Source organism: Enterococcus sp. AZ177, from assembly GCF_050544585.1.
In the GTDB taxonomy this organism is placed as follows: domain Bacteria; phylum Bacillota; class Bacilli; order Lactobacillales; family Enterococcaceae; genus Enterococcus_L; species Enterococcus_L plantarum.
This window is the reverse complement of record NZ_CP172944.1, coordinates 1,450,809-1,470,648: the sequence shown is the minus strand read 5'-3', so window position 1 is coordinate 1,470,648 and position 19,840 is coordinate 1,450,809. Positions and strand designations below refer to the sequence as shown.

The 19,840-nt window shown below is 35.7% G+C and carries 22 protein-coding genes, 1 pseudogene and 1 other annotated feature; of the genes and pseudogenes, 3 read left to right on the top strand and 20 right to left on the bottom strand.

The window, feature by feature from the left end; all coding sequences use genetic code 11:
* Window positions 1-27 precede the first annotated feature (27 nt).
* The 4 genes from tsf to IGJ34_RS07215 form a co-directional block, all read right to left on the bottom strand.
* Window positions 28-909 (bottom strand): translation elongation factor Ts, encoded by an 882-nt coding sequence (tsf, locus tag IGJ34_RS07230; RefSeq protein WP_069653055.1) that lies wholly within the window; start codon window positions 907-909, stop codon window positions 28-30.
* A 347-nt stretch (window positions 910-1,256) separates the two neighbouring features.
* On the bottom strand, window positions 1,257-2,045 hold the full coding sequence (gene rpsB, locus IGJ34_RS07225; RefSeq protein WP_069653054.1) for a 30S ribosomal protein S2: 789 nt from the start codon (window positions 2,043-2,045) through the stop codon (window positions 1,257-1,259).
* A 212-nt stretch (window positions 2,046-2,257) separates the two neighbouring features.
* Complete coding sequence (locus tag IGJ34_RS07220) at window positions 2,258-3,019, bottom strand: carbonic anhydrase (RefSeq protein ID WP_430598463.1); 762 nt, start codon at window positions 3,017-3,019, stop codon at window positions 2,258-2,260.
* A gap of 224 nt (window positions 3,020-3,243) precedes the next feature.
* Window positions 3,244-4,017: a TrmH family RNA methyltransferase gene (locus IGJ34_RS07215; RefSeq protein ID WP_430598462.1), complete on the bottom strand. Its 774-nt coding sequence runs from the start codon at window positions 4,015-4,017 to the stop codon at window positions 3,244-3,246.
* Between the two features lie 119 nt (window positions 4,018-4,136).
* Between IGJ34_RS07215 and IGJ34_RS07210 the strand changes: the two genes are divergently transcribed.
* Both IGJ34_RS07210 and yidC read left to right on the top strand, forming a co-directional pair.
* Window positions 4,137-4,412, top strand: coding sequence for an acylphosphatase (locus IGJ34_RS07210; RefSeq protein WP_206838545.1), 276 nt, complete (start codon window positions 4,137-4,139; stop codon window positions 4,410-4,412).
* Between the two features lie 119 nt (window positions 4,413-4,531).
* Window positions 4,532-5,461 carry a membrane protein insertase YidC gene (yidC, locus tag IGJ34_RS07205; RefSeq protein WP_069653050.1) on the top strand — a complete coding sequence of 310 codons (930 nt, stop codon included), beginning with the start codon at window positions 4,532-4,534 and terminating at the stop codon, window positions 5,459-5,461.
* Between the two features lie 45 nt (window positions 5,462-5,506).
* On the opposite strand, the gene IGJ34_RS07200 is transcribed toward yidC, so the two are convergent.
* From IGJ34_RS07200 to IGJ34_RS07125, 16 genes and pseudogenes are all read right to left on the bottom strand, one after another.
* The gene (locus IGJ34_RS07200; RefSeq protein WP_069653049.1) at window positions 5,507-6,076 is read right to left on the bottom strand and encodes a TetR/AcrR family transcriptional regulator; all 570 of its coding nucleotides are present in this window, start codon (window positions 6,074-6,076) and stop codon (window positions 5,507-5,509) included.
* A gap of 62 nt (window positions 6,077-6,138) precedes the next feature.
* A complete protein-coding gene (locus IGJ34_RS07195) occupies window positions 6,139-6,945 on the bottom strand; it encodes a tryptophan-rich sensory protein (RefSeq protein ID WP_430598461.1) in 807 nt (268 codons plus the stop codon).
* 210 nt (window positions 6,946-7,155) lie between these two features.
* Window positions 7,156-7,278, bottom strand: a pseudogene (locus tag IGJ34_RS07190) (DUF2177 family protein); the annotation flags it as partial.
* A 186-nt stretch (window positions 7,279-7,464) separates the two neighbouring features.
* Window positions 7,465-9,546 carry a glycine--tRNA ligase subunit beta gene (gene glyS, locus IGJ34_RS07185; protein ID WP_430598460.1) on the bottom strand — a complete coding sequence of 694 codons (2,082 nt, stop codon included), beginning with the start codon at window positions 9,544-9,546 and terminating at the stop codon, window positions 7,465-7,467.
* Between the two features lies 1 nt (window position 9,547).
* Window positions 9,548-10,456: a glycine--tRNA ligase subunit alpha gene (gene glyQ / locus IGJ34_RS07180; protein ID WP_069653046.1), complete on the bottom strand. Its 909-nt coding sequence runs from the start codon at window positions 10,454-10,456 to the stop codon at window positions 9,548-9,550.
* Between the two features lie 103 nt (window positions 10,457-10,559).
* A complete protein-coding gene (locus tag IGJ34_RS07175) occupies window positions 10,560-10,802 on the bottom strand; it encodes a hypothetical protein (protein WP_069653045.1) in 243 nt (80 codons plus the stop codon).
* Window positions 10,803-10,872: 70 nt separating this feature from the next.
* Window positions 10,873-11,039, bottom strand: a binding site (T-box leader).
* A gap of 460 nt (window positions 11,040-11,499) precedes the next feature.
* Window positions 11,500-12,291 carry a DNA repair protein RecO gene (gene recO, locus IGJ34_RS07170; protein ID WP_430598459.1) on the bottom strand — a complete coding sequence of 264 codons (792 nt, stop codon included), beginning with the start codon at window positions 12,289-12,291 and terminating at the stop codon, window positions 11,500-11,502.
* 92 nt (window positions 12,292-12,383) lie between these two features.
* The gene (gene era / locus IGJ34_RS07165) at window positions 12,384-13,286 is read right to left on the bottom strand and encodes a GTPase Era (RefSeq protein WP_069653043.1); all 903 of its coding nucleotides are present in this window, start codon (window positions 13,284-13,286) and stop codon (window positions 12,384-12,386) included.
* Between the two features lie 12 nt (window positions 13,287-13,298).
* Window positions 13,299-13,700: a diacylglycerol kinase family protein gene (locus IGJ34_RS07160; RefSeq protein WP_430598526.1), complete on the bottom strand. Its 402-nt coding sequence runs from the start codon at window positions 13,698-13,700 to the stop codon at window positions 13,299-13,301.
* Window positions 13,684-14,160: an rRNA maturation RNase YbeY gene (gene ybeY / locus IGJ34_RS07155; RefSeq protein ID WP_069653041.1), complete on the bottom strand. Its 477-nt coding sequence runs from the start codon at window positions 14,158-14,160 to the stop codon at window positions 13,684-13,686. Before ybeY ends, IGJ34_RS07160 begins: the two co-directional genes overlap by 17 nt.
* Entirely contained in the window at window positions 14,160-16,358 is a 2,199-nt protein-coding gene (locus IGJ34_RS07150; RefSeq protein WP_069653040.1) for an HD family phosphohydrolase, read from the bottom strand. The genes ybeY and IGJ34_RS07150 overlap by 1 nt, the downstream gene beginning before the upstream one ends.
* 32 nt (window positions 16,359-16,390) lie before the next feature.
* Window positions 16,391-17,359: a PhoH family protein gene (locus tag IGJ34_RS07145; protein ID WP_069653201.1), complete on the bottom strand. Its 969-nt coding sequence runs from the start codon at window positions 17,357-17,359 to the stop codon at window positions 16,391-16,393.
* A 57-nt stretch (window positions 17,360-17,416) separates the two neighbouring features.
* A complete protein-coding gene (locus IGJ34_RS07140; RefSeq protein WP_258379373.1) occupies window positions 17,417-17,542 on the bottom strand; it encodes a hypothetical protein in 126 nt (41 codons plus the stop codon).
* 5 nt (window positions 17,543-17,547) lie between these two features.
* The gene (locus IGJ34_RS07135; RefSeq protein WP_069653039.1) at window positions 17,548-17,997 is read right to left on the bottom strand and encodes a GatB/YqeY domain-containing protein; all 450 of its coding nucleotides are present in this window, start codon (window positions 17,995-17,997) and stop codon (window positions 17,548-17,550) included.
* A gap of 25 nt (window positions 17,998-18,022) precedes the next feature.
* Complete coding sequence (gene rpsU, locus IGJ34_RS07130) at window positions 18,023-18,199, bottom strand: 30S ribosomal protein S21 (RefSeq protein ID WP_002356740.1); 177 nt, start codon at window positions 18,197-18,199, stop codon at window positions 18,023-18,025.
* A 207-nt stretch (window positions 18,200-18,406) separates the two neighbouring features.
* Window positions 18,407-18,835: a Fur family transcriptional regulator gene (locus IGJ34_RS07125; protein ID WP_069653038.1), complete on the bottom strand. Its 429-nt coding sequence runs from the start codon at window positions 18,833-18,835 to the stop codon at window positions 18,407-18,409.
* A 99-nt stretch (window positions 18,836-18,934) separates the two neighbouring features.
* Here IGJ34_RS07125 and IGJ34_RS07120 point away from each other — a divergent pair, with 99 nt between their 5' ends.
* Entirely contained in the window at window positions 18,935-19,792 is an 858-nt protein-coding gene (locus IGJ34_RS07120) for a pyruvate, water dikinase regulatory protein (RefSeq protein ID WP_069653037.1), read from the top strand.
* Window positions 19,793-19,840: the final 48 nt, after the last annotated feature.

Below are 19,840 nucleotides of genomic sequence, written 5' to 3'. Positions count from 1 at the left end.
TTCCCAACTGTTACCTAAGCAACAGATTTATTTTTTGATTTGGCTCATTACTTCGTCTGCAAAGTTATCTTCACGTTTTTCGATTCCTTCGCCAACTTCAAAGCGGATAAATGATTTAACCGTTGCACCCTTAGAAGCAACAAATTTTTCAACTGTCATATCTGGATCTTTAACGAATGGTTGATCTACTAATGAAATTTCAGCTTTAAATTTATTTAAGCGTCCAACAACCATTTTGTCAACAATATTCGCTGGTTTGCCTTCGTTTAATGCTTGTTCTGAAAGAATTGCTTTTTCATGCTCTAATTCTTCTTGCGGAATTTGAGATTCATTCACATAACGAGGGTTGATAGCTGCCACGTGCATTGCTACGTCTTTAGCAACTTCTTCATCAGTTGTTCCATCTAATACAGTCAATACTGCAATACGTCCACCCATGTGTAAATAAGCACCGAATGCGGCATTGTCATCTTTTTCTACTAGTTCAAAACGACGGAAGCTGATTTTTTCACCAATAACAGTTGTTGCTTCGATCAATTCAGTTTCTAATGTTCCTTTATCTGTTTTAAGTGCTAAAGCTTCTTCCATGTTCGCAGGTTTGTTTGTCGCAATTTCAGTCGCGATTTTTTTAACTAGGTCTTGGAACATTTCATTTTTAGAAACGAAGTCAGTTTCAGAGTTTACTTCTACGATTGCTGCAAAGTTACCGTTTGAAGCAACATTTGCTAAACCTTCAGCTGCTACACGATCATTTTTCTTAGCGGCTTTGGCCATTCCTTTTTCACGTAAGTAATCAACAGCGGCTTCCATGTTACCTTCTACTTCTACTAACGCTCTTTTCGCGTCCATCATACCAACACCAGTCATGTCGCGTAATTCTTTAACTAATTTTGCTGAAATATCTGCCATTTTTTGTTCCTCCTAAGTTTTAAAAGCGTAGTAGGCTCGTTTAGCCTTGACAGAAAAATAGGGAAACACGAGAGTGGTGCTTTTTGCCACAATCAGGTTCTGTCTTTTTCCTAAAGACTAGCCTACGAAGCTAGATAGTTTAAAAGCTGAATGAGATCGATTAGACTCGACTGAAAATATGGAAATATGATTGTGATGTTTTTGGTCACAGGTAGATTTCTTCTTTTTCTGAGAGTCTGACTCATGAAGCTAGATAATTTAAGTATAAAATTCGTTTTAAAAAAGCTATCTCAAAGGAGAATCAGGCTTTTTTCGCCTAGCCTTCGAGACAGCTCCGTTATTATTAATTATTCTGCTGAATCGTTGTTACCTTCAACAACGTCTACGATTTCTTCGATTGAAGTTGCAGCTTCTGGTGCTTCTTCAGTAAAGATTTCTTCTACAGCTTGATCTTCACCTTGGTTTCCTTCGATGAAAGCATCAGCCATTTTAGCAGTGATTAATTTAACCGCACGAATCGCATCATCATTAGATGGGATTACTACGTCGATTTCATCTGGATCACAGTTTGTATCAACCATCGCAACGATTGGGATGTTCAATTTATGTGCTTCTTGAACAGCAATACGTTCTTTACGAGGATCCACAATGTACATTACATCTGGAATTCTAGGCATATCAGCGATACCACCTAAGAATTTTTCAAGACGTTCACGTTGTTTGTTTAAACCAACAACTTCTTTTTTAGGAAGAACTTCAAAAGTTCCGTCTTCTTCCATTTTATTGATATCTTTCAAACGTTTGATACGTTTTTGGATTGTATCCCAGTTCGTTAATGTTCCACCTAACCAACGGTGGTTTACGAAGTATTGACCTGAACGAATTGCTTCGTCTTTGATCGCTTCTTGTGCTTGTTTTTTAGTTCCTACGAATAATGCAACGCCACCGTCTTCAGCAACATTTTTCATGTAATCGTAAGCAGCATCTACTAATTTAACTGTTTTTTGTAAGTCAATAATGTAGATTCCGTTTCTTTCTGTGAAGATATATTTCTTCATTTTTGGGTTCCAGCGACGAGTTTGGTGTCCAAAGTGTACGCCGGCTTCTAGTAATTGTTTCATAGAAATTACTGCCATTTTTTGTTTCCTCCAATTTGGTTTTTATTTGTTCCCTCTCCAGTTCTCATCTTTATAAAGAACTACTAGTAAGTAGCACCGCCTTACAAATCGAATCTGGATGTGGATTTAGTGTTTTAACACCGTTATCTAGTATACATGATTCTTTAAAATATTTCAACATACTATTTATACTTTTTTTATCTCTATCTTAACAAAGTAATCGAATTTGATTATTCATCATGTTCAAGAATTACTCGATCGTTCAGCGATTGACTATTTCTATTGTTATGCTCATAATATTCTTCAAACATTTCGATTTGTTTTTTTGAGACGTCAACTGGTGTTTTCAAAATATACCATTCCACATTTTCAGTTAACGGCGGTGTTGTTAACGAACCTAAATAATGATAGTAACTCTTATTTTCTGGAAACATTGATTCAATATCTATGATTTCTGTTTTTTTGCCATCGGACACATCCTCAAGTACTTCTTGAAATCCTTTATTTTCAGCACCTTCTGTAAAAAACACACCAATCACAGCTAAGCGTCCATCTTGGGCTTGATTGACAAAATGAGCTTCTAGAGGATAATATTGCCCATCTATTGTATGTTCACTTTGAGCGTGGAAATGGAATTGCGTTAAGGCGAATCTTCTGTGATTGATTGTCGCTGTGCCTGAATCAGTGACTTGAATACTATGTCTATTATTCTTAGCCTCACTTATTTTACGACTATAATCTAATTGGATTGCACCGCCATCTGCCATCTTTTCTACTAAAGAACTTGGAATGTCAATTGGTGATTGCATTTTGCCAGATACTTGTTTCCAACTTTTTTGATCATCATATTCAAAGTGACTCGCTTCTTTTTTTTGAGAACTTTCTTGCGTGTGTAAAACGTTTTCTACAGGCTCACTCTGTCTTTTTTGGGTACAAGCTGTTACGGGTATTAGCAATGAAAGCAATACTGAAATAAGCAGTTTCTTTTTCATACGTTCATCCTTCTTTCAATTTTTTGTTTGAATTTTGGGAAAGCTCACCTTTAGTTTAAAAATTAATTCGTCCTCCAATCCAAATGTAACTTATATAAATCTTTTTATAATTAATTTATTATATCTTATTTCAGAGAAATTTAGTAGAAAAATTTTCTTAAAATAAAAAAAGACTGAAAACGACATCGCACATGTATTTCGTTTCAGTCTCATAAAGAGTATATTTAGTTATCACTTTCAAAATGGTACATTAAAATCCCAGCTGCAATCGCTACATTTAATGATTCCGCTGCTCCTTTAATTGGAATGTAGATATTTTGATCAGTCTCCTCCAAAAATCTAGATGAAATCCCCTGTCCTTCATTTCCCATAATTAAAGCATAATTCTTAGTCCTGGGTATTTTTTGATAGATGATTGCCTCTGGATTTAGTTCAGTACCGTAAATAGGTATCTTTAATTTTTTGAACATATCAATTATATTATCCAAAGGCTTGAATATTACAGGTAAGTGGTAATTACTTCCTTGCATAGCCCTTAACACCTTCGTATTGTAAATATCGGAACAGCCTTCTCCTAAAATCACACCTGAAAGACCAGCTGCATCGGCAGTCCGAATCATCGTTCCCACATTTCCTGGATCTTGAACATTGTCTAAAAGAAGCCAGCCACCTGAAAATTGTATCGTATTCTCAAGTTCAGGCATCCTAATGATTGCGATCATGCCTTGAGGAGTAGGTAATTCTGAAAGAGATTCTAACACCTCATAAGAGACCTGAATCAATCTTTCTTGTGGCTGTTCGTCTAACCAATCCGACCACTCCGTACGTCCTCGCTGATTAAAAAGTACCCAATCAATTTGAGCGTTTGCTTTCTCAGCTTCTTCAATCAAATGAAATCCTTCAATTATATATTGTTGCTTTTCTTCTCGATACTTTTTTTTATGTAATTTTTTTAATTCCTTGATCATTGCATTTTTTGTCGATAAAATTTCTTTCATTTTCACACCTCACTCGACCATTATACCATGATTCTTTTTAATCAAACAGTCACTACTTTACTTGCCAGAAGATTGAAAAGTCGCTATCATGAATTTAAATAAAAGCGAGGTGTACAACAATGAGAAAAGTACGCATGAATGTGCAAGGTAGAGTCCAAGGTGTGGGATTTCGTTATATGACTAAGATGGTGGCTGATGAACTAGGAATTCACGGTACCGTCCGAAATGAAGAGGATGGATCCGTTTCAATCGAATCCGTAGGCACTGACGAAAAAATGAATCAGTTTATTCAAAAAATCAAAGATTCGCCCAGCCCGGCAGGACGTGTGACCTATATGGATATACAGGAAGATCCACTAATCGAAGAGCATACCACCTTTAAAGTAACAAACTAAATCAGTCCAGAAGAATCTTACTCAGTCTTGAGGCGGATTCTTCTAATTTTTATTGAAAAAAAACGCTTTTTCAAGTATAGTTAACCTTGTGCAAATTTTTTAGAAAAGGAAAGAATAAAATGAGAAAATTAAATAAGTGGCTCTTAAGTTCCGGTCTATTCTCTTTAGTGTTGTTTTTATCTGGATGTGTAAAAACAGGTTCTGACGGCCAGCCAACTGGTGAAGGCATCATCTATAATTTACTTGTAAAACCAATGAGTAGTGCTATTACATACCTCGTTGATAATTTCGATTGGAATTACGGTTGGGCAATCATCTTTATCACGATCATTGTTCGTCTTATTATTATGCCATTAGGATTGAATCAATCCAAAAAAAGCATGATCCAAACAGAAAAAATGCAAGCGATCAAGCCGCAAATCGATGCGGCGCAAGCAAAAGTAAAAGAAGCCACGACTCGTGAAGAACAAATGCAAGCTCAAGCTGAAATGCAACAAGTTTACAAGGAAAATAACATGAGTATGATGGGCGGTATCGGGTGTCTACCTCTATTGATTCAAATGCCAATCTTCTCTGCCTTATTCTTTGCGGCTCGATATACAAAAGGAATTGGCGATGCATCATTCTTTGGTGTTAACCTTGGTCAACCAAGTATTGTATTCGTTGTGTTAGCTGGTGTAGCATACTTACTTCAAGGATACCTTTCAACCATTGGTATTCCAGAAGAACAAAAGAAAACAATGAAATCAATGTTGATCGTGTCTCCGTTAATGATTGTATTCATGTCAATCAGCTCTCCAGCAGGTGTAACATTGTATTGGGTAGTTGGTGGTATTTTCAGTAGTATTCAAACATTGATTACCAATCAATTTTTAAAACCAAGAATCAAAGCTCAAGTAGCAGAGGAACTAAAACAAAATCCACCAAAACAAGTGATTGTCCCTCGTAAAGATGTCACACCAACAGAAGATAAAAATAAACAAAAACCTTCAGCTCCAAAAACTACTACTAAAAATGGTAGAAATGCTGGAAAACAAAATAGAAAATAAAAAAATGACCAACTGGAAGAGAAACTTGCAGTTGGTCATTTTTTATCATTTGGTTGCTGAAACGCCAAAAACGAAAAGGTCAACAACTCGAGTTATACTTAATGATGCGTTACTTTGTTCTGTTTTGATATACGGAGAGAGTGTATTAAGAAAATGAGTTGTAGCAATCTCCGGCGATAAGCCGTTTCGCATAGCAAAGTCACTTTCTTCGAAAAGATTCAACAACGGTGCTTTATAGGAACTGTTCCAAAGCGAAAATAATTTCATCTGGGTTTCTTCAGCTAAGTTCGTCCTGAAATCATGCATCATCAGATCAAAATCAAATGGATGCTTTGTTTTCAGACATTCAGCAAACTTTTGTAATTTACTAATAGTATCCAGACTTGGATTTCCAACAATTTTTACTAATTCTTTGTTTACATCACCTAACAAGCTTTCGATAACCCCTACATAAACTTCTTCTTTATTCTTAAAATGATGATACAAATTTGGTTGAGTCACCTCGGCCAACTGTGCAATTTGCCTTGTAGAGGTACTCTGATACCCGTTATCCATAAATAAACGTGTTGCGACTTGAATAATTTTGACTCGTGTATTTTTCGTTTCTTTTTCCATTACGTAGCCACCTAAAATAAATTTCATTATCATTTTAACAGAAGCTAACGCAGAAACCTAGATTAGATGACGTTCTTTTTTCTTTTAAAGAGTAAAAAGAGTTCATAAATACATACGATAACTAAAATAACTAAACAGATCATGACTGTTGTAATGATTGCTGGATAGGCACCGTCCCAACCATCTGTCGATTGATGTTTATTCAAAATGCCATAATAAGCCCAAATTGTAGCTAAACCATAAGCAACATCACGATTGTAAAGAATTGTTGCGGTAATTATTAGCAAGCCAACAATCAATATCGTAATCGTCCAAAACACTTGATTGTTTTGTAGAAAAGCAATGTTCTTATCAACTAAGAAGGCTGTGATATTAGCAATTGTCGCAATAGTGATCCAACCAAAATAAACGCTAAACGGTAATCTTACAAAGATATAATCCAGCTTCGTCAAATTGGTATTTGCCAAAAGATAATTTGTATATATCAGCACAATAAGCAACCCTAACATGATAACAACAGATAAATTAATTTGCAGATATTGCCATGCCACTAACCATACACTATTAAATATAGAAGAAATTACAAATAACACCCTTATTTTTTTACTAATTTGTTGGTCAGCTATTATCGACCGAGCTGCCGGTTTAAGCCACTGATACACTACAAAACCAGCTAACAGCAAATAAATTACGGACCATATAGCAAACGTCAAACCTGCTGGTGCAAACAAATTAGGATATGAATCCGAAACTTCCTGTGTCGTCATACCATTCATAGGCAATAAAATCGCGGCAGCATTTGTTGCAATCATGACAATATAAATAACAGTTACAAGCACTTTTGTTCCTAGAGATTGATTTTTACTCATTTTAATTCCTCCTTTATAATCCTTTTTTTCCATTATTTCCCTCAAATTAAAATACTGCGCTGCAAAAACGGGTATTCCGCATGTCGCAGCAATAACGAATCCTCCCAGACTAAATCAATCTTTGTGACAAATATTAACCAGTCCTCCCAGACTAAATCAATCTTTGTGACAAATATTAACCAGTCCTTGATTATCACCAAATTGGATAATTCATAGGTTCCCTAACATAGCACGCCGAGTAGAGCTTCTGTGTAAATACCCTAAATAGGCTTGATAAATTTTTTTAGCGATGAAAAGCAACCAGATGAAATCCAGTACTAAAAATGCCAAAGCAGCAACGCTAAAATTATTTCATATAATGTTTCACTTTAACTTCCTCCTCCAAAAATAAAAATAGGTACGATGACCTTATCAATCGATAAGTTTATCGTACCACGTTAAATTCATTTATGAAAAAATTTTGCTTTAAAAAAGGCGAGGATCATTTAGTCGATGATCCTCACCTTTTAAACTATATACTTATTTAACAATCAATAAGTCAAGACTTGCTAATGATAAAGCCATTTTAGTAATTCGATTCAATTCTTTCAATCGATTCGCTTTCACTTGTTCATTTTCCACCATAACCATTGTTTTTTCAAAATACTGCTCAATCAGTGGTCGTAAGTTTACTAATGCTTGGTAATTTTCAGACATTGTATTTTCATTAAAATTCTCTTCTACTTTATTCACTGCCTGATGCAATGCTTTTTCAGCATCATTTTCAAAAAGAGTCGCATCAACTTGACTTTCCTGATTTAATAACTCGCGCCCTTTTTTAGCTAAGTTGATTACGCGTGTCAATGCCTCCATTGATGGTTTGAAATCCTTATCCAACAGATGATTTTTTAGAATCGCTGCTGATGAAAATAATTTTGCCAAGTCTTTTTGCTCAGACGAAATCACTGCATCGATCACATCATGCCGAATATCTTTCGTGGTTAACAACTGGCGCAAACGTGCTTTCACAAAGTCAATAACTTCTTCTTGTCCACTTGTTAATTGAATGCCATATTTTTGACTATCCGCATTAACAGCCGCATCAATATCCGCCTGCAATTGAACTAGCGGGAATTGCCAGCCTTTGCTTTCAACGATGCGAATCACACCGTATGTTTGGCGACGTAAAGCGTAAGGATCATTAGAGCCGCTCGGAATCATCCCAACTGCAAAGAATGAAAATACGCTGTCTAATTTATCAGCAATCGCCAAAACAGATCCAATAGCAGAAACAGGTAATGCACCATCACTTGACGTTGGTAAATAATGTTCACGAATAGCCTGAGCAACAGCAGGTTTTTCGCCATGAAGCAAAGCATATTTTTCACCCATGATTCCTTGTAACTCTGGGAATTCACCCACCATATTCGTGACTAAATCAAACTTATAAATTTCAGAAGCTCGTTTCAAATCTGTTAACTCAGCATCTAATAAACCAACTTCCTTTCCGATAATCTGTCCAATAATGCCTACTCGCTGCATTTTTTCGTAAATCGTACCGATTTTCTCGTGGAAAGTAACATTTTTTAATTTATTAACACATTCGTCGATCGATAATTTTTTATCTTCATTGTAGAAAAATTCCGCATCTTCCAAACGAGCAATCAAAACTTTTTCGTTTCCTTTGATTACATTTTCAATATGGACGTTGTTTCCATTTCTGACAGAAATAAAATGTGGCAATAATAATCCTTGTTCATTCCGGACGTCAAAATAACGTTGGTGTTCTTTCATTGATGTAACCAATACCTCATCTGGAACTGAAAGATATTTTTCATCGAATCCGCCTACAAAAGCAGTTGGGTATTCAACTAAATTATTGACTTCTTCCAACAATTTCTCATCTAAGTCCAATTTCCAATTATTTTTATCCGCTAACTCATTCGCTTGATTTACAATCAGCGCTTTTCTTTCATTAGGATCTACAATAACAAATTGTTCTTTCATTTTTTCTTCGTATTCAGCTGAGTGATTGAACGTTACATCATCACCTAAGAAACGGTGTCCTCGAGAACTTTTATCAGTCGTTACATCGAGTACAGAAAAAGGAATAATTTCATCATCCAGTAAAGCTACGATCCAGTGAATCGGGCGAATATACTCAAAATCATAATCAGCCCAATGCATTGTAACAGGGAATGTTAAACTAGTAATCACATCTTTCAAACCAGTTAATACATCAATCGTTTTTTGACCTTGATTATGCTTTGTCACATAAACATATTCCACACCATTCAGTTCTTTAAATGTAATTGCATCCGTCGTCAAACCTTGACCTCTAACGAATCCTTCAGCTGCTTTACTCCAGTGACCTTCAGCATCTTGCGCAATTTTTCTAGCAGGACCTTTTACTTCTTCTTGTGTATCTTCTTGTTGCTCAGGTAATTTCGTCACACGAATCGCTAAACGACGAGGCGTCGAGAAACTTTGAACAGTTTCATACGTTAAGTTATTTTCGTCTAAGAATTTTACTATTTTGTTTTCCAATTGTAAACGACTTGGGCTGACAATATGAGCTGGCATTTCTTCCAAACCAATTTCAAGTAATAAATCTTTCGCCATATTATTTTGCCTCCTTAGTTGTTTGATTTTCTTTGTTTAAAAGTGGGAATCCTAATTTTTCACGTTCAGCGACGAAAATTTTTGCCACAGCTTTTGCTAAATTTCTGATGCGTGCTAAATATCCAGCACGCTCTGTCACTGAAACAGCCCCACGAGCATCTAATAAATTAAAAGTGTGACTACATTTCAAAATATAATCATACGCAGGATGAACTAAACTTTCATCAATACAACGTTTCGCTTCTTTTTCAAATTTATCAAAGTTTTCTAGTAACATATCTTGATTGCTAATTTCAAATGAATATTTGGAATGTTCATACTCTGGCTGATTGAAAATTTCTCCGTACTTAACACCTTGTGTCCATTCTAAATCGTAAACACTTTCTACTTCTTGAATATAAGACGCTAGTCGCTCGATTCCATAAGTGATTTCTGAAGTAACGGGATGGCAAGCTAGTCCGCCTACTTGCTGGAAATACGTAAACTGAGTAATTTCCATACCATCTAGCCAAACTTCCCACCCTAGACCAGCACACCCCATTGAAGGATTTTCCCAGTTATCTTCGACAAAACGGATATCATGCGCTAATGGGTCGATTCCTAGCAACTCTAGACTTTCTAAATACAACTCCTGAATGTTTTCAGGTGAAGGTTTCATCACAACTTGAAATTGATGATGTTGATACAAACGGTTAGGGTTTTCGCCATAACGTCCATCTGCTGGTCTTCTTGAAGGCTCTACATAAGCAGCATTCCATGGTTCTGGTCCAATTGCTCGTAAAAAAGTATATGGACTCATTGTACCTGCTCCTTTTTCTGTGTCATATGCTTGCATTAGCATACAACCATTTGATGACCAAAATTTTTGTAATGTTAAAATCATTTCTTGAACTGTCAGTTTTTTTTCCATTGTGATCCTCCTATTTTAAATACTAAAAAGCGTAGCTCGCTTTGACTAAAATTCAGTAAAATAAGCTATGAAGTTTTTTTCTACTCAAAACGAACCGATTTCTTTATAAAGCTGTGACAACTGGATAAAACTCAATGACTTCATTTGGCACAACAGATACTTCAACCTTCATTGTTGGCGTGAGTTCCGTATTAATTTTGTAACTCTTTTCGCTAGGATTCGTTTCAAATTCTTCGATGACTGTACCGTCACTTTCTTTGATTTGTACTGATAGTTTAACAAGTGATAACACGTTTAATCGATTCTCTGAAAAATCAGCAGGTAAAAATCGTACAGTGAAATCCATACTGCCCCTCCTTTTTTAGTAAAACATCCGTTTAGCGAGAAAACAAAAAAGTCCCTATGCCTCCATGAGACATAGGGACGAATAATCGCGGTTCCACCCTACTTCCGATATAACTACCGGCAGCTTCGTTTAATAATACTCAAAAGCGCCCTTCAAAAGTTGCTTGTATCTGGCTTACACTTTCCCAGATTCGCTCTAACAGCAGTTCTTTTTACTCTTCTTTTTCAACGTATTTATTTAATTACTCTTTATAATAATCGTTGATTGATTAGATGTCAAATCATTTTTCGAATTATCATAAGACACAAGCCATAAATTGCTTTCTCTCTGTCTCTTATGTACATGATAGGTATCTTGAGCTTTCAGAAAAAAACGATAATGCTACAACATTCGTATTGCCTTTTGATGATAAGTCCAGAAGTGGAACGTTCTGCTTTCAACTACGCTATCGTTCTGGCTAAAGAAAAAATGAAAAACAATCTTCGAAATTAAGTGAATCTGAATCCTCCACACCTAAAACTGCAATAGTTAAAAGGTTTACCACTTAAAAAAACTCTAATACAAATGGGAAGTTGGAAACAAAAGAAATTGTGACTAAACGGAATATTCGTCTACTTGATGATATTATAAGGATCTCGATAAAAATCAACTATACCTACTACTGCTTAACGATTTAAAGTTAAGATACAGTCTTGTCTCATTCTTCGTCCTTTATTTCTCGTTTTGGTAGTTTCAAAGTATCTTCCCAACTTTTCATTTGATCGATAAATTTCTTACTCTTTAGATTGATCCCAACATACTCATCATATAGTTCATCAATCGCTTGCCTGATTGCTGCCTTTGTTTCTGACTTAACATTGATATCCTGAACCTTATCATATGAAATCGCAGAAAAAAGACGAATGAAATGAATTGCTCGTGGATCGGCATGGTAACGATGGTTATCAAGATGCCAATGTCGCTCACAAAGAACCCCGCTATACTTCGAAGAATAGTCAAATTTCCCCCGCGTTTCTTCACAGACTGCACAATGTGTCCATTCAGGCGTAATACCAAAACGACTTAATAACTGGATTTCAAAGATGTTTGTGATAATCTCCGCATCTTTATCCTCGTTTAACAAACGCAATGCCTGCTGAACAAAATGATACAAGTTGGGATCGTAAGTCCGATCATCGATTGCCGCATCCACTAAATTTAAAATATAGGTTGCATAAGCGTTTATAAAAATGTCCCTCTGGATCATTCGAAATGCTTGGACTTCTTTGCTTCCATTCAAAAATGACAATCCCTCTAATCTAAAGTCCCCAATATATATGGCTTCTGTAAAAGGCAAAATAGCAGGACCAATCGGATTATTTTTGCGATGTGCTCCTTTGACAAAAAACATCAATTTACCAAAAGATTCCGTAAAAATTTTGACTAATTTATCTTTTTCTTTGTAGTCTTTGGTAAATAAAATAATCCCTTTCGTTTCCCCTAAAGTCATGTTTTCGCCTCCTATACGCTCTAGTCTATTTTAGCAGAGATAGACGCAAAAGAACAATTCCGTAATAATACAGAATTGTTCGCTCGTTCTTCCTAATAATCGTCTTTGCGATAACCAAAGTCTTGTAAATGTACTTTTTTATCACGCCAATCCTTTTGTACTTTTACCCAAAGCTCTAAGTAAACTTTATCGTCAAGTAAATGTTCAATATCTTGTCTGGCTTTTGTTCCGATTTGTTTAAGCATCTTACCGCCCTTACCGATGATAATTCCTTTTTGGCTATCTCGTTCAACGATAATCGTTGCTTGAATACGTACCTTATCATTCTCATCGCGTTTCATCGAATCAACTACGACAGCAACAGAATGAGGAATTTCATCTCTAGTAAGCAATAATACTTTCTCACGTACTAATTCCGAAACAATAAAGTACTCAGGATGATCTGTTATTTGGTCATCTGGAAAATACTGTGGGCCTTCCGGCATCTGATCAACTAAAACAGCCATCAAACGATCCACATTATTTCCTTCAGTAGCTGAAATCGGTACAACTTCTGCAAATTCCATTTGACTTGAGTAGTCTTCTATGATGCCTAAAAGCTGATCTGGATGAACTGTATCGATTTTGTTGATTACTAAATAAACAGGGCTCGTCATCGTTTTAAGGCGTTCAATGATAAAATCATCGCCTTTACCTCTTTTTTGGTCTGCACTGATCATAAATAAGGTTGCATCTACTTCTCGTAATGCGCTATAAGCTGTCTCAACCATAAAATCACCTAAACGATGTTTCGGCTTGTGAATACCGGGCGTATCAATAAAAACGATTTGTGCTTCTGGAACTGTATAAATTCCTTGTATTTTATTTCTAGTCGTTTGAGCTTTATCACTCATAATTGCAATTTTTTGTCCGACAATACGATTCAACAAAGTAGATTTCCCAACATTTGGTCTTCCTACGATCGCTACAAATCCGGATTTATGTGTTTCAGTCATTGTTTCTCTCCTCTATAAAAAATCTTGTATTATCTGCCAAATTTTCGGAACAAACAACAGTATTCCAACAACTACAGCAAATCCTGTCGTTAAAAGAACTGCGCCTGCAGCCATATCTTTTATTTTTTTACCAATTGGATGAAAATGGAAATCCGTCACCATATCTACGACATTTTCAAATACTGTATTAATAATCTCCATCAGTAATACTAGAAAGATTGCAAGTAACAACCACAACCATTCTGGTGTCGTCAATCGAAAGACAATACCAATAACAATTGCTACAATCCCCATTACAGTATGGGTCCGCATGTTCCGTTCTTCCTTGAATACTGTTTTGATTCCTTGAAGAGCAAACTCCAATGAGGCTATAAAATGTTTATTCTTCTGCGTCCGCTTATCTTTTGAGTCCATAGGCATCTAAGATCTCTTTCTGTAAACCAAACATTTCTTTCTCATCCTCAGGTTCCATATGATCGTAACCATTTAAATGTAAAAAACCATGCACAGCCAAAAAGCCTAATTCACGTTCAAAAGAATGACCGTATTCTTCTGCTTGTTCGGTCGCTCGCTCAGTCGATATCATGATATCGCCAAGATTTCTTGGAAAAGCTTCTGCAGAATCTTCAAAAATAATCGGCAATTCATCTTCGCCTTCTTCTTCTAACGCAAAACTGATCACATCAGTGGGAACATCTTTTCCGCGATACTCTCTATTGATTACCTGAATCCCTGCATTATCCATAAAGGATACGGACATTTCTGTATCTTCAGATATTTTCAGAAAATCAGCTGCGAATTGCAGCAGATTTTCAACTTCTTCTAAATTTTCTTTTGATAAACTAGTTGTTTCATCAATAAATGAAATATCCATTAGTCATCTCTCTTTTCTTGTTCAACTTTCATTTCTTCTGCTTCAGATTTCATTTTTGGGTACTTGATTCTAGAGTGGAACGTACTACATAACCCATTGACTAAAGATTTCTCGATGATCCGAATTTCTTTCATCGTTAAGCCACAATCATCCAATTGCCCATCTGAAATTCGATCCTGAATAACGTTATGAACAAACGCTTGGATTTTGTCGTTTGTTGGATGATCCATGGCGCGAACTGCAGCCTCGCATGTATCTGCAATACTAACGATTCCCGCTTCTCTTGTTTGAGGTTTTGGACCTGGATATCTGAAATCTGCTTCAGATATCTCAGAATTTCGCTCTTTTGCTTTTACATAGAAAAACTTCATTAACGTTGTTCCATGATGTTGACGACAAATGTCGATGACCATTTCAGGCATACGATACTCTTCTAATATTTTTGCTCCATCGATAACATGTCCAAATATAATTTGTTTGCTATCTTCTGGCAACAAGAAATTATGTGGATTTTCGGCTCCAGCCGGTAAGTTTTCAACGAAGAAATTAGCATGTTTAATCTTGCCGATATCATGATAATAACAAGCAACTCGAGTCAATAATGAACGCCCACCGATTTCAGCAACTGCATTCGCACTTAAACTTGCTACCATCATACTATGATGATATGTTCCAGGCGCTTCTTCAAGTAGTTGTTTTAACAGAGGGTGATTTGGGTTACTTAGCTCATTTAAGACAATCACACTGTCATCAGTTACAAGTAACTCAATATAAGGATGAAGCCCCATCGTCGCTAAGAAGGATAAGACGGTACCGGCTAAGGCACAAATCATCATTGTCCATGATTTACTGTCAAAAAAGCTCATCCCCTGGTAAACCATTAAAATAAAATCAACACATATTGGGAAAATAATGACCCAAAAAACTGCAACCAATCCTTGTTCAGCGATCCGTGTCCGTTTGACCACTGTTGCCAACAGACCAGAAAACATATAACTGACTAAAATAATAGTCAATGAGTTGGTTCCAATAGAATTATAAAATATAAATAGTGAAAAAATGACTTGGAAAACAGCTGCCAAGACGCCCGCTCTTCTACTTACAAAATAATTTAATACAAGTGGCGTAAATGCTGCCGGAAAGAACAATGAAATATACATCATTTGTTCTGTTTGGAAAATTTGGAAAAACTTCATCAATATGACACTTAAAGACATTGCCCCTACATAGAATAAAATAAAATGTCTACGTCTACCTTCTTCTGTCACTTGTTTCGTAAAGAAAATCAGAACGAATACTTGTAATACAATCGCTAATGCTAATGCTACCATCGGAAATAACGAGGTACTTTGATTTGTCATACCTAATATTTCCAATTTTTCCATTGCTTTGCTGTCAATCTGCGTTCCCTCACGAACGATAATTTCACCTTGATAGATCATCGCTGGCGGTACGGCATCCATAGCATTTTGACGCATTTCTTTTGTCTTTTTATCGTTTGCAAAATCATTCGCTACAATTCCTTGATTGACAATATAACGAATTTCTTGTTGCATCGTACTAGTAACATCAAGAAATTGGATTTTTTCAATTGCACTTTGCCGAATAGAATCCAAATCAGCTTCTCGAACATGATCCTTCATCTTTTCATCAACAATCTTCAAACTTTCATTTTTTACTTGCTGAATCTGACTTTCAGTCAATGAAAAAATGTTTTGATAAAATACATTCGGAAATTTTTGATAAAAAGCGACTTCGTCTTGATCTAACGATTCAAATTGAGACTTTAAATTTGCGATTCTTTCTTCAATTGTTGGTCTCGGAATCGTTTCATCTTTTTTAGCTTTCGCTTTTTTTTCTTCATATTCTTTTTCTGTCTTTTCATTTGCATTCACAATAAGCTTAAATAGCTTTTCGATTCGTTTGTGCTGAACATCTGCTGTTTCTTCCTGATAAATGTACTCAGGAGTAACAGCTTCAGCTGCTAACTTTTTCTTTTGTGCCGTTTCATAAGTGTTTTCAATATTTTTATTCGCTCGTATGGTATTCTCAGCAAGCTGACCTTCTTTTATTTCCACTCTTTTCTGATACACACTACCAAACATAATGATGAATAAAAAACTTGAAAAAACGAGTAAAAGTATAGGGATATAAGCCTTCCCTAATTTATCGCGTAATTTTAGTAACCAGTATTTCAACGGAATTTTCACTCCTTTCCGCAGTTTTTAACCTATTTTTGATTTTCTTTTTCATAGGCTCGAATAATTTGAGCAACAACTGGATGTCTTACAACATCTCCGGCATCAAAATGAACGAACGCTATTTTATCGATAGATTGTAATGTTTTTTCTGCATGAATCAGCCCGCTCGCTACACCCTTAGGCAAGTCGATCTGACTGGTATCTCCATTGACGATCATTCTTGAATTAAACCCTAACCTTGTCAAAAACATCTTCATTTGAGCAACGGTCGTATTTTGAGCTTCGTCAAGAATTACAAAAGCATCATCCAACGTTCGCCCTCTCATATAAGCCAATGGTGCAATTTCAATAACGCCACGCTCCATCAAACGGTTCGTATGTTCCATACCAAAAACTTGATATAACGCATCATAAACAGGTCGTAGATAAGGATCTACTTTTTCTTTTAAATCGCCTGGTAAAAAACCTAGACTTTCTCCTGCTTCAACAGCTGGGCGGGTCAGAATAATTTTTTGGACTTCTCCTTTTTTTAATGCTGACACAGCCATAACCACAGCTAAAAAGGTCTTACCCGTTCCTGCTGGACCGATTCCAAAAATAATATCACGTTTTCGTACGGCATCGATATATTTTTTTTGGCCAACATTTTTTATGCGAATCGCTCTACCATGGTGATCTTTTAGGATTTCTTCTTCGTACATTGTCACAAACGTATCCAAATCGCCACTTCTTGCCATTTTCAAAGCAGAAACAACATCTGCCGTACTGATTTTAATGCCACGCTTAATCAGTACTAAAAGTGTACGTAAAACAGATGCAATCAATTGAACTTCTGATTCTTCTCCAATTAATTGAATCATCTCACCTCGTGTGTTGATTGTAACTAGTGCATTTTCTTCTAAATATTTTATATGTTTGTCATGGGTTCCTAAAAGCATACTCACATCATCAGAATCGTTTAATTTCAATTCCAAAGATATTGACTGATTTTCTGTCAAAAAATGCCCATCTCCTTTATTTTTCATTCTTTATAATCATACCATATTATTTATTTATTAAAAAGAGAGTGGGCTAAAACTAGATACTTGTTTTTCTTTTTTCACAGAAGCATCCATACCGCCCACTTCTTGTTCTGCAATTTTTGAACAAAAAAACCAACGGAAATCCGTTGGTTTTTTCATTTTGACTAATTCTCTTGTAGTAATTCTTTTACAATTGCATTGACCTGATTGCCGTCTGCTTTACCTTTGACTTTAGGCATTACAGCACTCATAACTTTACCAAATTCCTTTGATGAAGACGCTTCGGTCTGATCAATTGCCGTCTGAACTATCTGACGAATTTCTTCGTCAGATAGTTGTTTTGGCATATATTTTTCAACAATTGCGATTTCGATTTTTACTTTGTCAGCAAGATCGTCACGCTCCGCATTTTCAAACTCTGATAAAGAATCTCTGCGTTGTTTCATCTCACGAGACAAAACTGTTAACTCTTCTTCTCCGTTCAAATCACGGCCAGTTTTAATCTGCTCATTTTGAATGGCTGCTTTCAGCATACGAAGTACGGATAATGTTTCTTTATCCTTTGACTTCATTGCTGCCTTGATATCGTCATTCAATATTGTTAGTAATGACATACAACCAACTCCAATTCATCGAAAACTAGAATTTTTTACGTTTTCTAGCTGCTTCAGATTTTTTCTTACGCTTTACACTTGGTTTTTCGTAGAATTCACGTTTACGAGATTCTTGTAAAGTACCCGCTTTTGAAACGGAACGTTTGAAGCGACGAAGAGCATCGTCAAGAGATTCGTTTTTACGAACGACAGTTTTTGACATGTTAATTCCCTCCCTCCGAGCTTAAAAAGTAACCGTTTTTTATATTTATGAATTGTTTACCATAAATAAATTACCGTTCTTTCCTTATTATATCGAATGGTTATTTTAACGTCAACCTTTGTATTGAAAAAATGCACAAAAAAGTTTCAAAATGAGTAAAGTTATACACACATATGTTATATTCATGATTTTTTCTGAAAAAAATACTCACTGGCACTCTTCACATCGACCAAAAATTTCAAATCGATGTCCTTCAATTTCACAACCACTTAATTGTTCTTTAAAAAAATCCATCGGGCACATGTGTATTTCCTTTGTTTTTCCGCAAACTGTGCAGATAAAATGGTGATGATGCCCAACTTCCTGACAACAATGAAAACGAAATTTTTTTTCTCCATTCAAGTCAGTTGTTTCTAACAGATCAAACGTTTCGAAATCGTGTAAATTTCGGTAAATAGTATCATAACTTACACCTTTATATTCTTGATTCATAAATTCATAAACTTCTCTAGCAGAAATATAACGATTCCTTCTAATTAGATACGTGATCATTGCTTCTCTTTTTTTTGTGTATTTTAAGCCATTTTTTTTCATCACTGCTAATGACTGCTCTACTTTTGAATTTGACTGTGTCATCATGGTAACCTCCAATTCTTAAATCAAAATCATTACGAATAAGATTCATGAAGGTATGGTATAATAAATCTATAAAAAAAGCAAGAGAGGAATCATACTATGACAACAAATGAACAAAAAAAATGTGTGACGATCTTCGTCATTTCTGATTCAGCAGGAGAAACAGCTTCAAAACTGGCAGCCGCTTCTATGGCCCAATACCCTACTGTGGACTTTTCACTATTTAGACGAACCTTTGCCAAAGAAGAAGATAAACTAAGAAAAGCACTTGAGGATGCCAAACGTGAAAATGCCATGGTTTTACATACGATTGTAAATGATCGTTTAGTAAAGATTGCGAATGATTTTTTTGAAGAACATGATTTATATCACTTTGATATCTTAACACCACCAGTAGCTGAAATCGAAAGATTGACCGGTGTAGCACCTACCAGAGAACCAGGGGCTTTGCATCATTTAAATGAAAATTACTTTAAACGAATCGAGGCAATGGAATTTGCTGTAAAATACGACGATGGTAAGGATCCGAGAGGTTTTTTAGAAGCGGATGTACTCTTATTAGGCGTTTCTAGAACATCTAAGACACCCCTTAGTCTATTTTTGGCCAATAAAAATTTAAAAGTAGCAAATTTACCGCTGATTCCTGAAGCGCATTTACCAAAACAATTGTGGGAAACGAATCCTAAAAAAATTGTTGGATTGACAAATGATCCAGATATCTTGAACGGTATCCGTAAAGAACGAATGAGAACTTATGGGCTGCCAGCCAATACTTCTTATTCAGATATTGAAAAGATCAGAAAAGAGTTAACGTTTGCGAATGATTTATACGAAAAATTAGGTTGTGTGGTAATCAATGTTGCTTCTTTATCAATTGAAGAGACGGCTTCAATGATTTTAAATGCGTTGAATTTAGAAGATCATAGTTATTATGCAACGGAATCGCCTGAGGTTTAAATTAGTAAAATAAAAAATAAGAGCATTGAGGTCAATAAACATCTCACT

Bases quoted from the DNA above. Each gene is read 5' to 3' on its own strand.
- IGJ34_RS07220 (WP_430598463.1), bottom strand. From the start codon at position 3,019: ATGAAAAAGAAACTGCTTATTTCAGTATTGCTTTCATTGCTAATACCC.
- IGJ34_RS07140 (WP_258379373.1), bottom strand. From the start codon at position 17,542: ATGAAAAAACCAACGGATTTCCGTTGGTTTTTTTGTTCAAAAATTGCA.
- IGJ34_RS07210 (WP_206838545.1), top strand. From the start codon at position 4,137: ATGAGAAAAGTACGCATGAATGTGCAAGGTAGAGTCCAAGGTGTGGGA.
- IGJ34_RS07125 (WP_069653038.1), bottom strand. From the start codon at position 18,835: ATGACACAGTCAAATTCAAAAGTAGAGCAGTCATTAGCAGTGATGAAA.
- IGJ34_RS07135 (WP_069653039.1), bottom strand. From the start codon at position 17,997: ATGTCATTACTAACAATATTGAATGACGATATCAAGGCAGCAATGAAG.
- IGJ34_RS07195 (WP_430598461.1), bottom strand. From the start codon at position 6,945: ATGAGTAAAAATCAATCTCTAGGAACAAAAGTGCTTGTAACTGTTATT.
- IGJ34_RS07200 (WP_069653049.1), bottom strand. From the start codon at position 6,076: ATGGAAAAAGAAACGAAAAATACACGAGTCAAAATTATTCAAGTCGCA.
- tsf (WP_069653055.1), bottom strand. From the start codon at position 909: ATGGCAGATATTTCAGCAAAATTAGTTAAAGAATTACGCGACATGACT.
- rpsU (WP_002356740.1), bottom strand. From the start codon at position 18,199: ATGTCAAAAACTGTCGTTCGTAAAAACGAATCTCTTGACGATGCTCTT.
- yidC (WP_069653050.1), top strand. From the start codon at position 4,532: ATGAGAAAATTAAATAAGTGGCTCTTAAGTTCCGGTCTATTCTCTTTA.
- era (WP_069653043.1), bottom strand. From the start codon at position 13,286: ATGACTGAAACACATAAATCCGGATTTGTAGCGATCGTAGGAAGACCA.
- rpsB (WP_069653054.1), bottom strand. From the start codon at position 2,045: ATGGCAGTAATTTCTATGAAACAATTACTAGAAGCCGGCGTACACTTT.
- glyS (WP_430598460.1), bottom strand. From the start codon at position 9,546: ATGGCGAAAGATTTATTACTTGAAATTGGTTTGGAAGAAATGCCAGCT.
- IGJ34_RS07120 (WP_069653037.1), top strand. From the start codon at position 18,935: ATGACAACAAATGAACAAAAAAAATGTGTGACGATCTTCGTCATTTCT.
- recO (WP_430598459.1), bottom strand. From the start codon at position 12,291: ATGACTTTAGGGGAAACGAAAGGGATTATTTTATTTACCAAAGACTAC.
- IGJ34_RS07175 (WP_069653045.1), bottom strand. From the start codon at position 10,802: ATGGATTTCACTGTACGATTTTTACCTGCTGATTTTTCAGAGAATCGA.
- IGJ34_RS07160 (WP_430598526.1), bottom strand. From the start codon at position 13,700: ATGGACTCAAAAGATAAGCGGACGCAGAAGAATAAACATTTTATAGCC.
- ybeY (WP_069653041.1), bottom strand. From the start codon at position 14,160: ATGGATATTTCATTTATTGATGAAACAACTAGTTTATCAAAAGAAAAT.
- IGJ34_RS07215 (WP_430598462.1), bottom strand. From the start codon at position 4,017: ATGAAAGAAATTTTATCGACAAAAAATGCAATGATCAAGGAATTAAAA.
- glyQ (WP_069653046.1), bottom strand. From the start codon at position 10,456: ATGGAAAAAAAACTGACAGTTCAAGAAATGATTTTAACATTACAAAAA.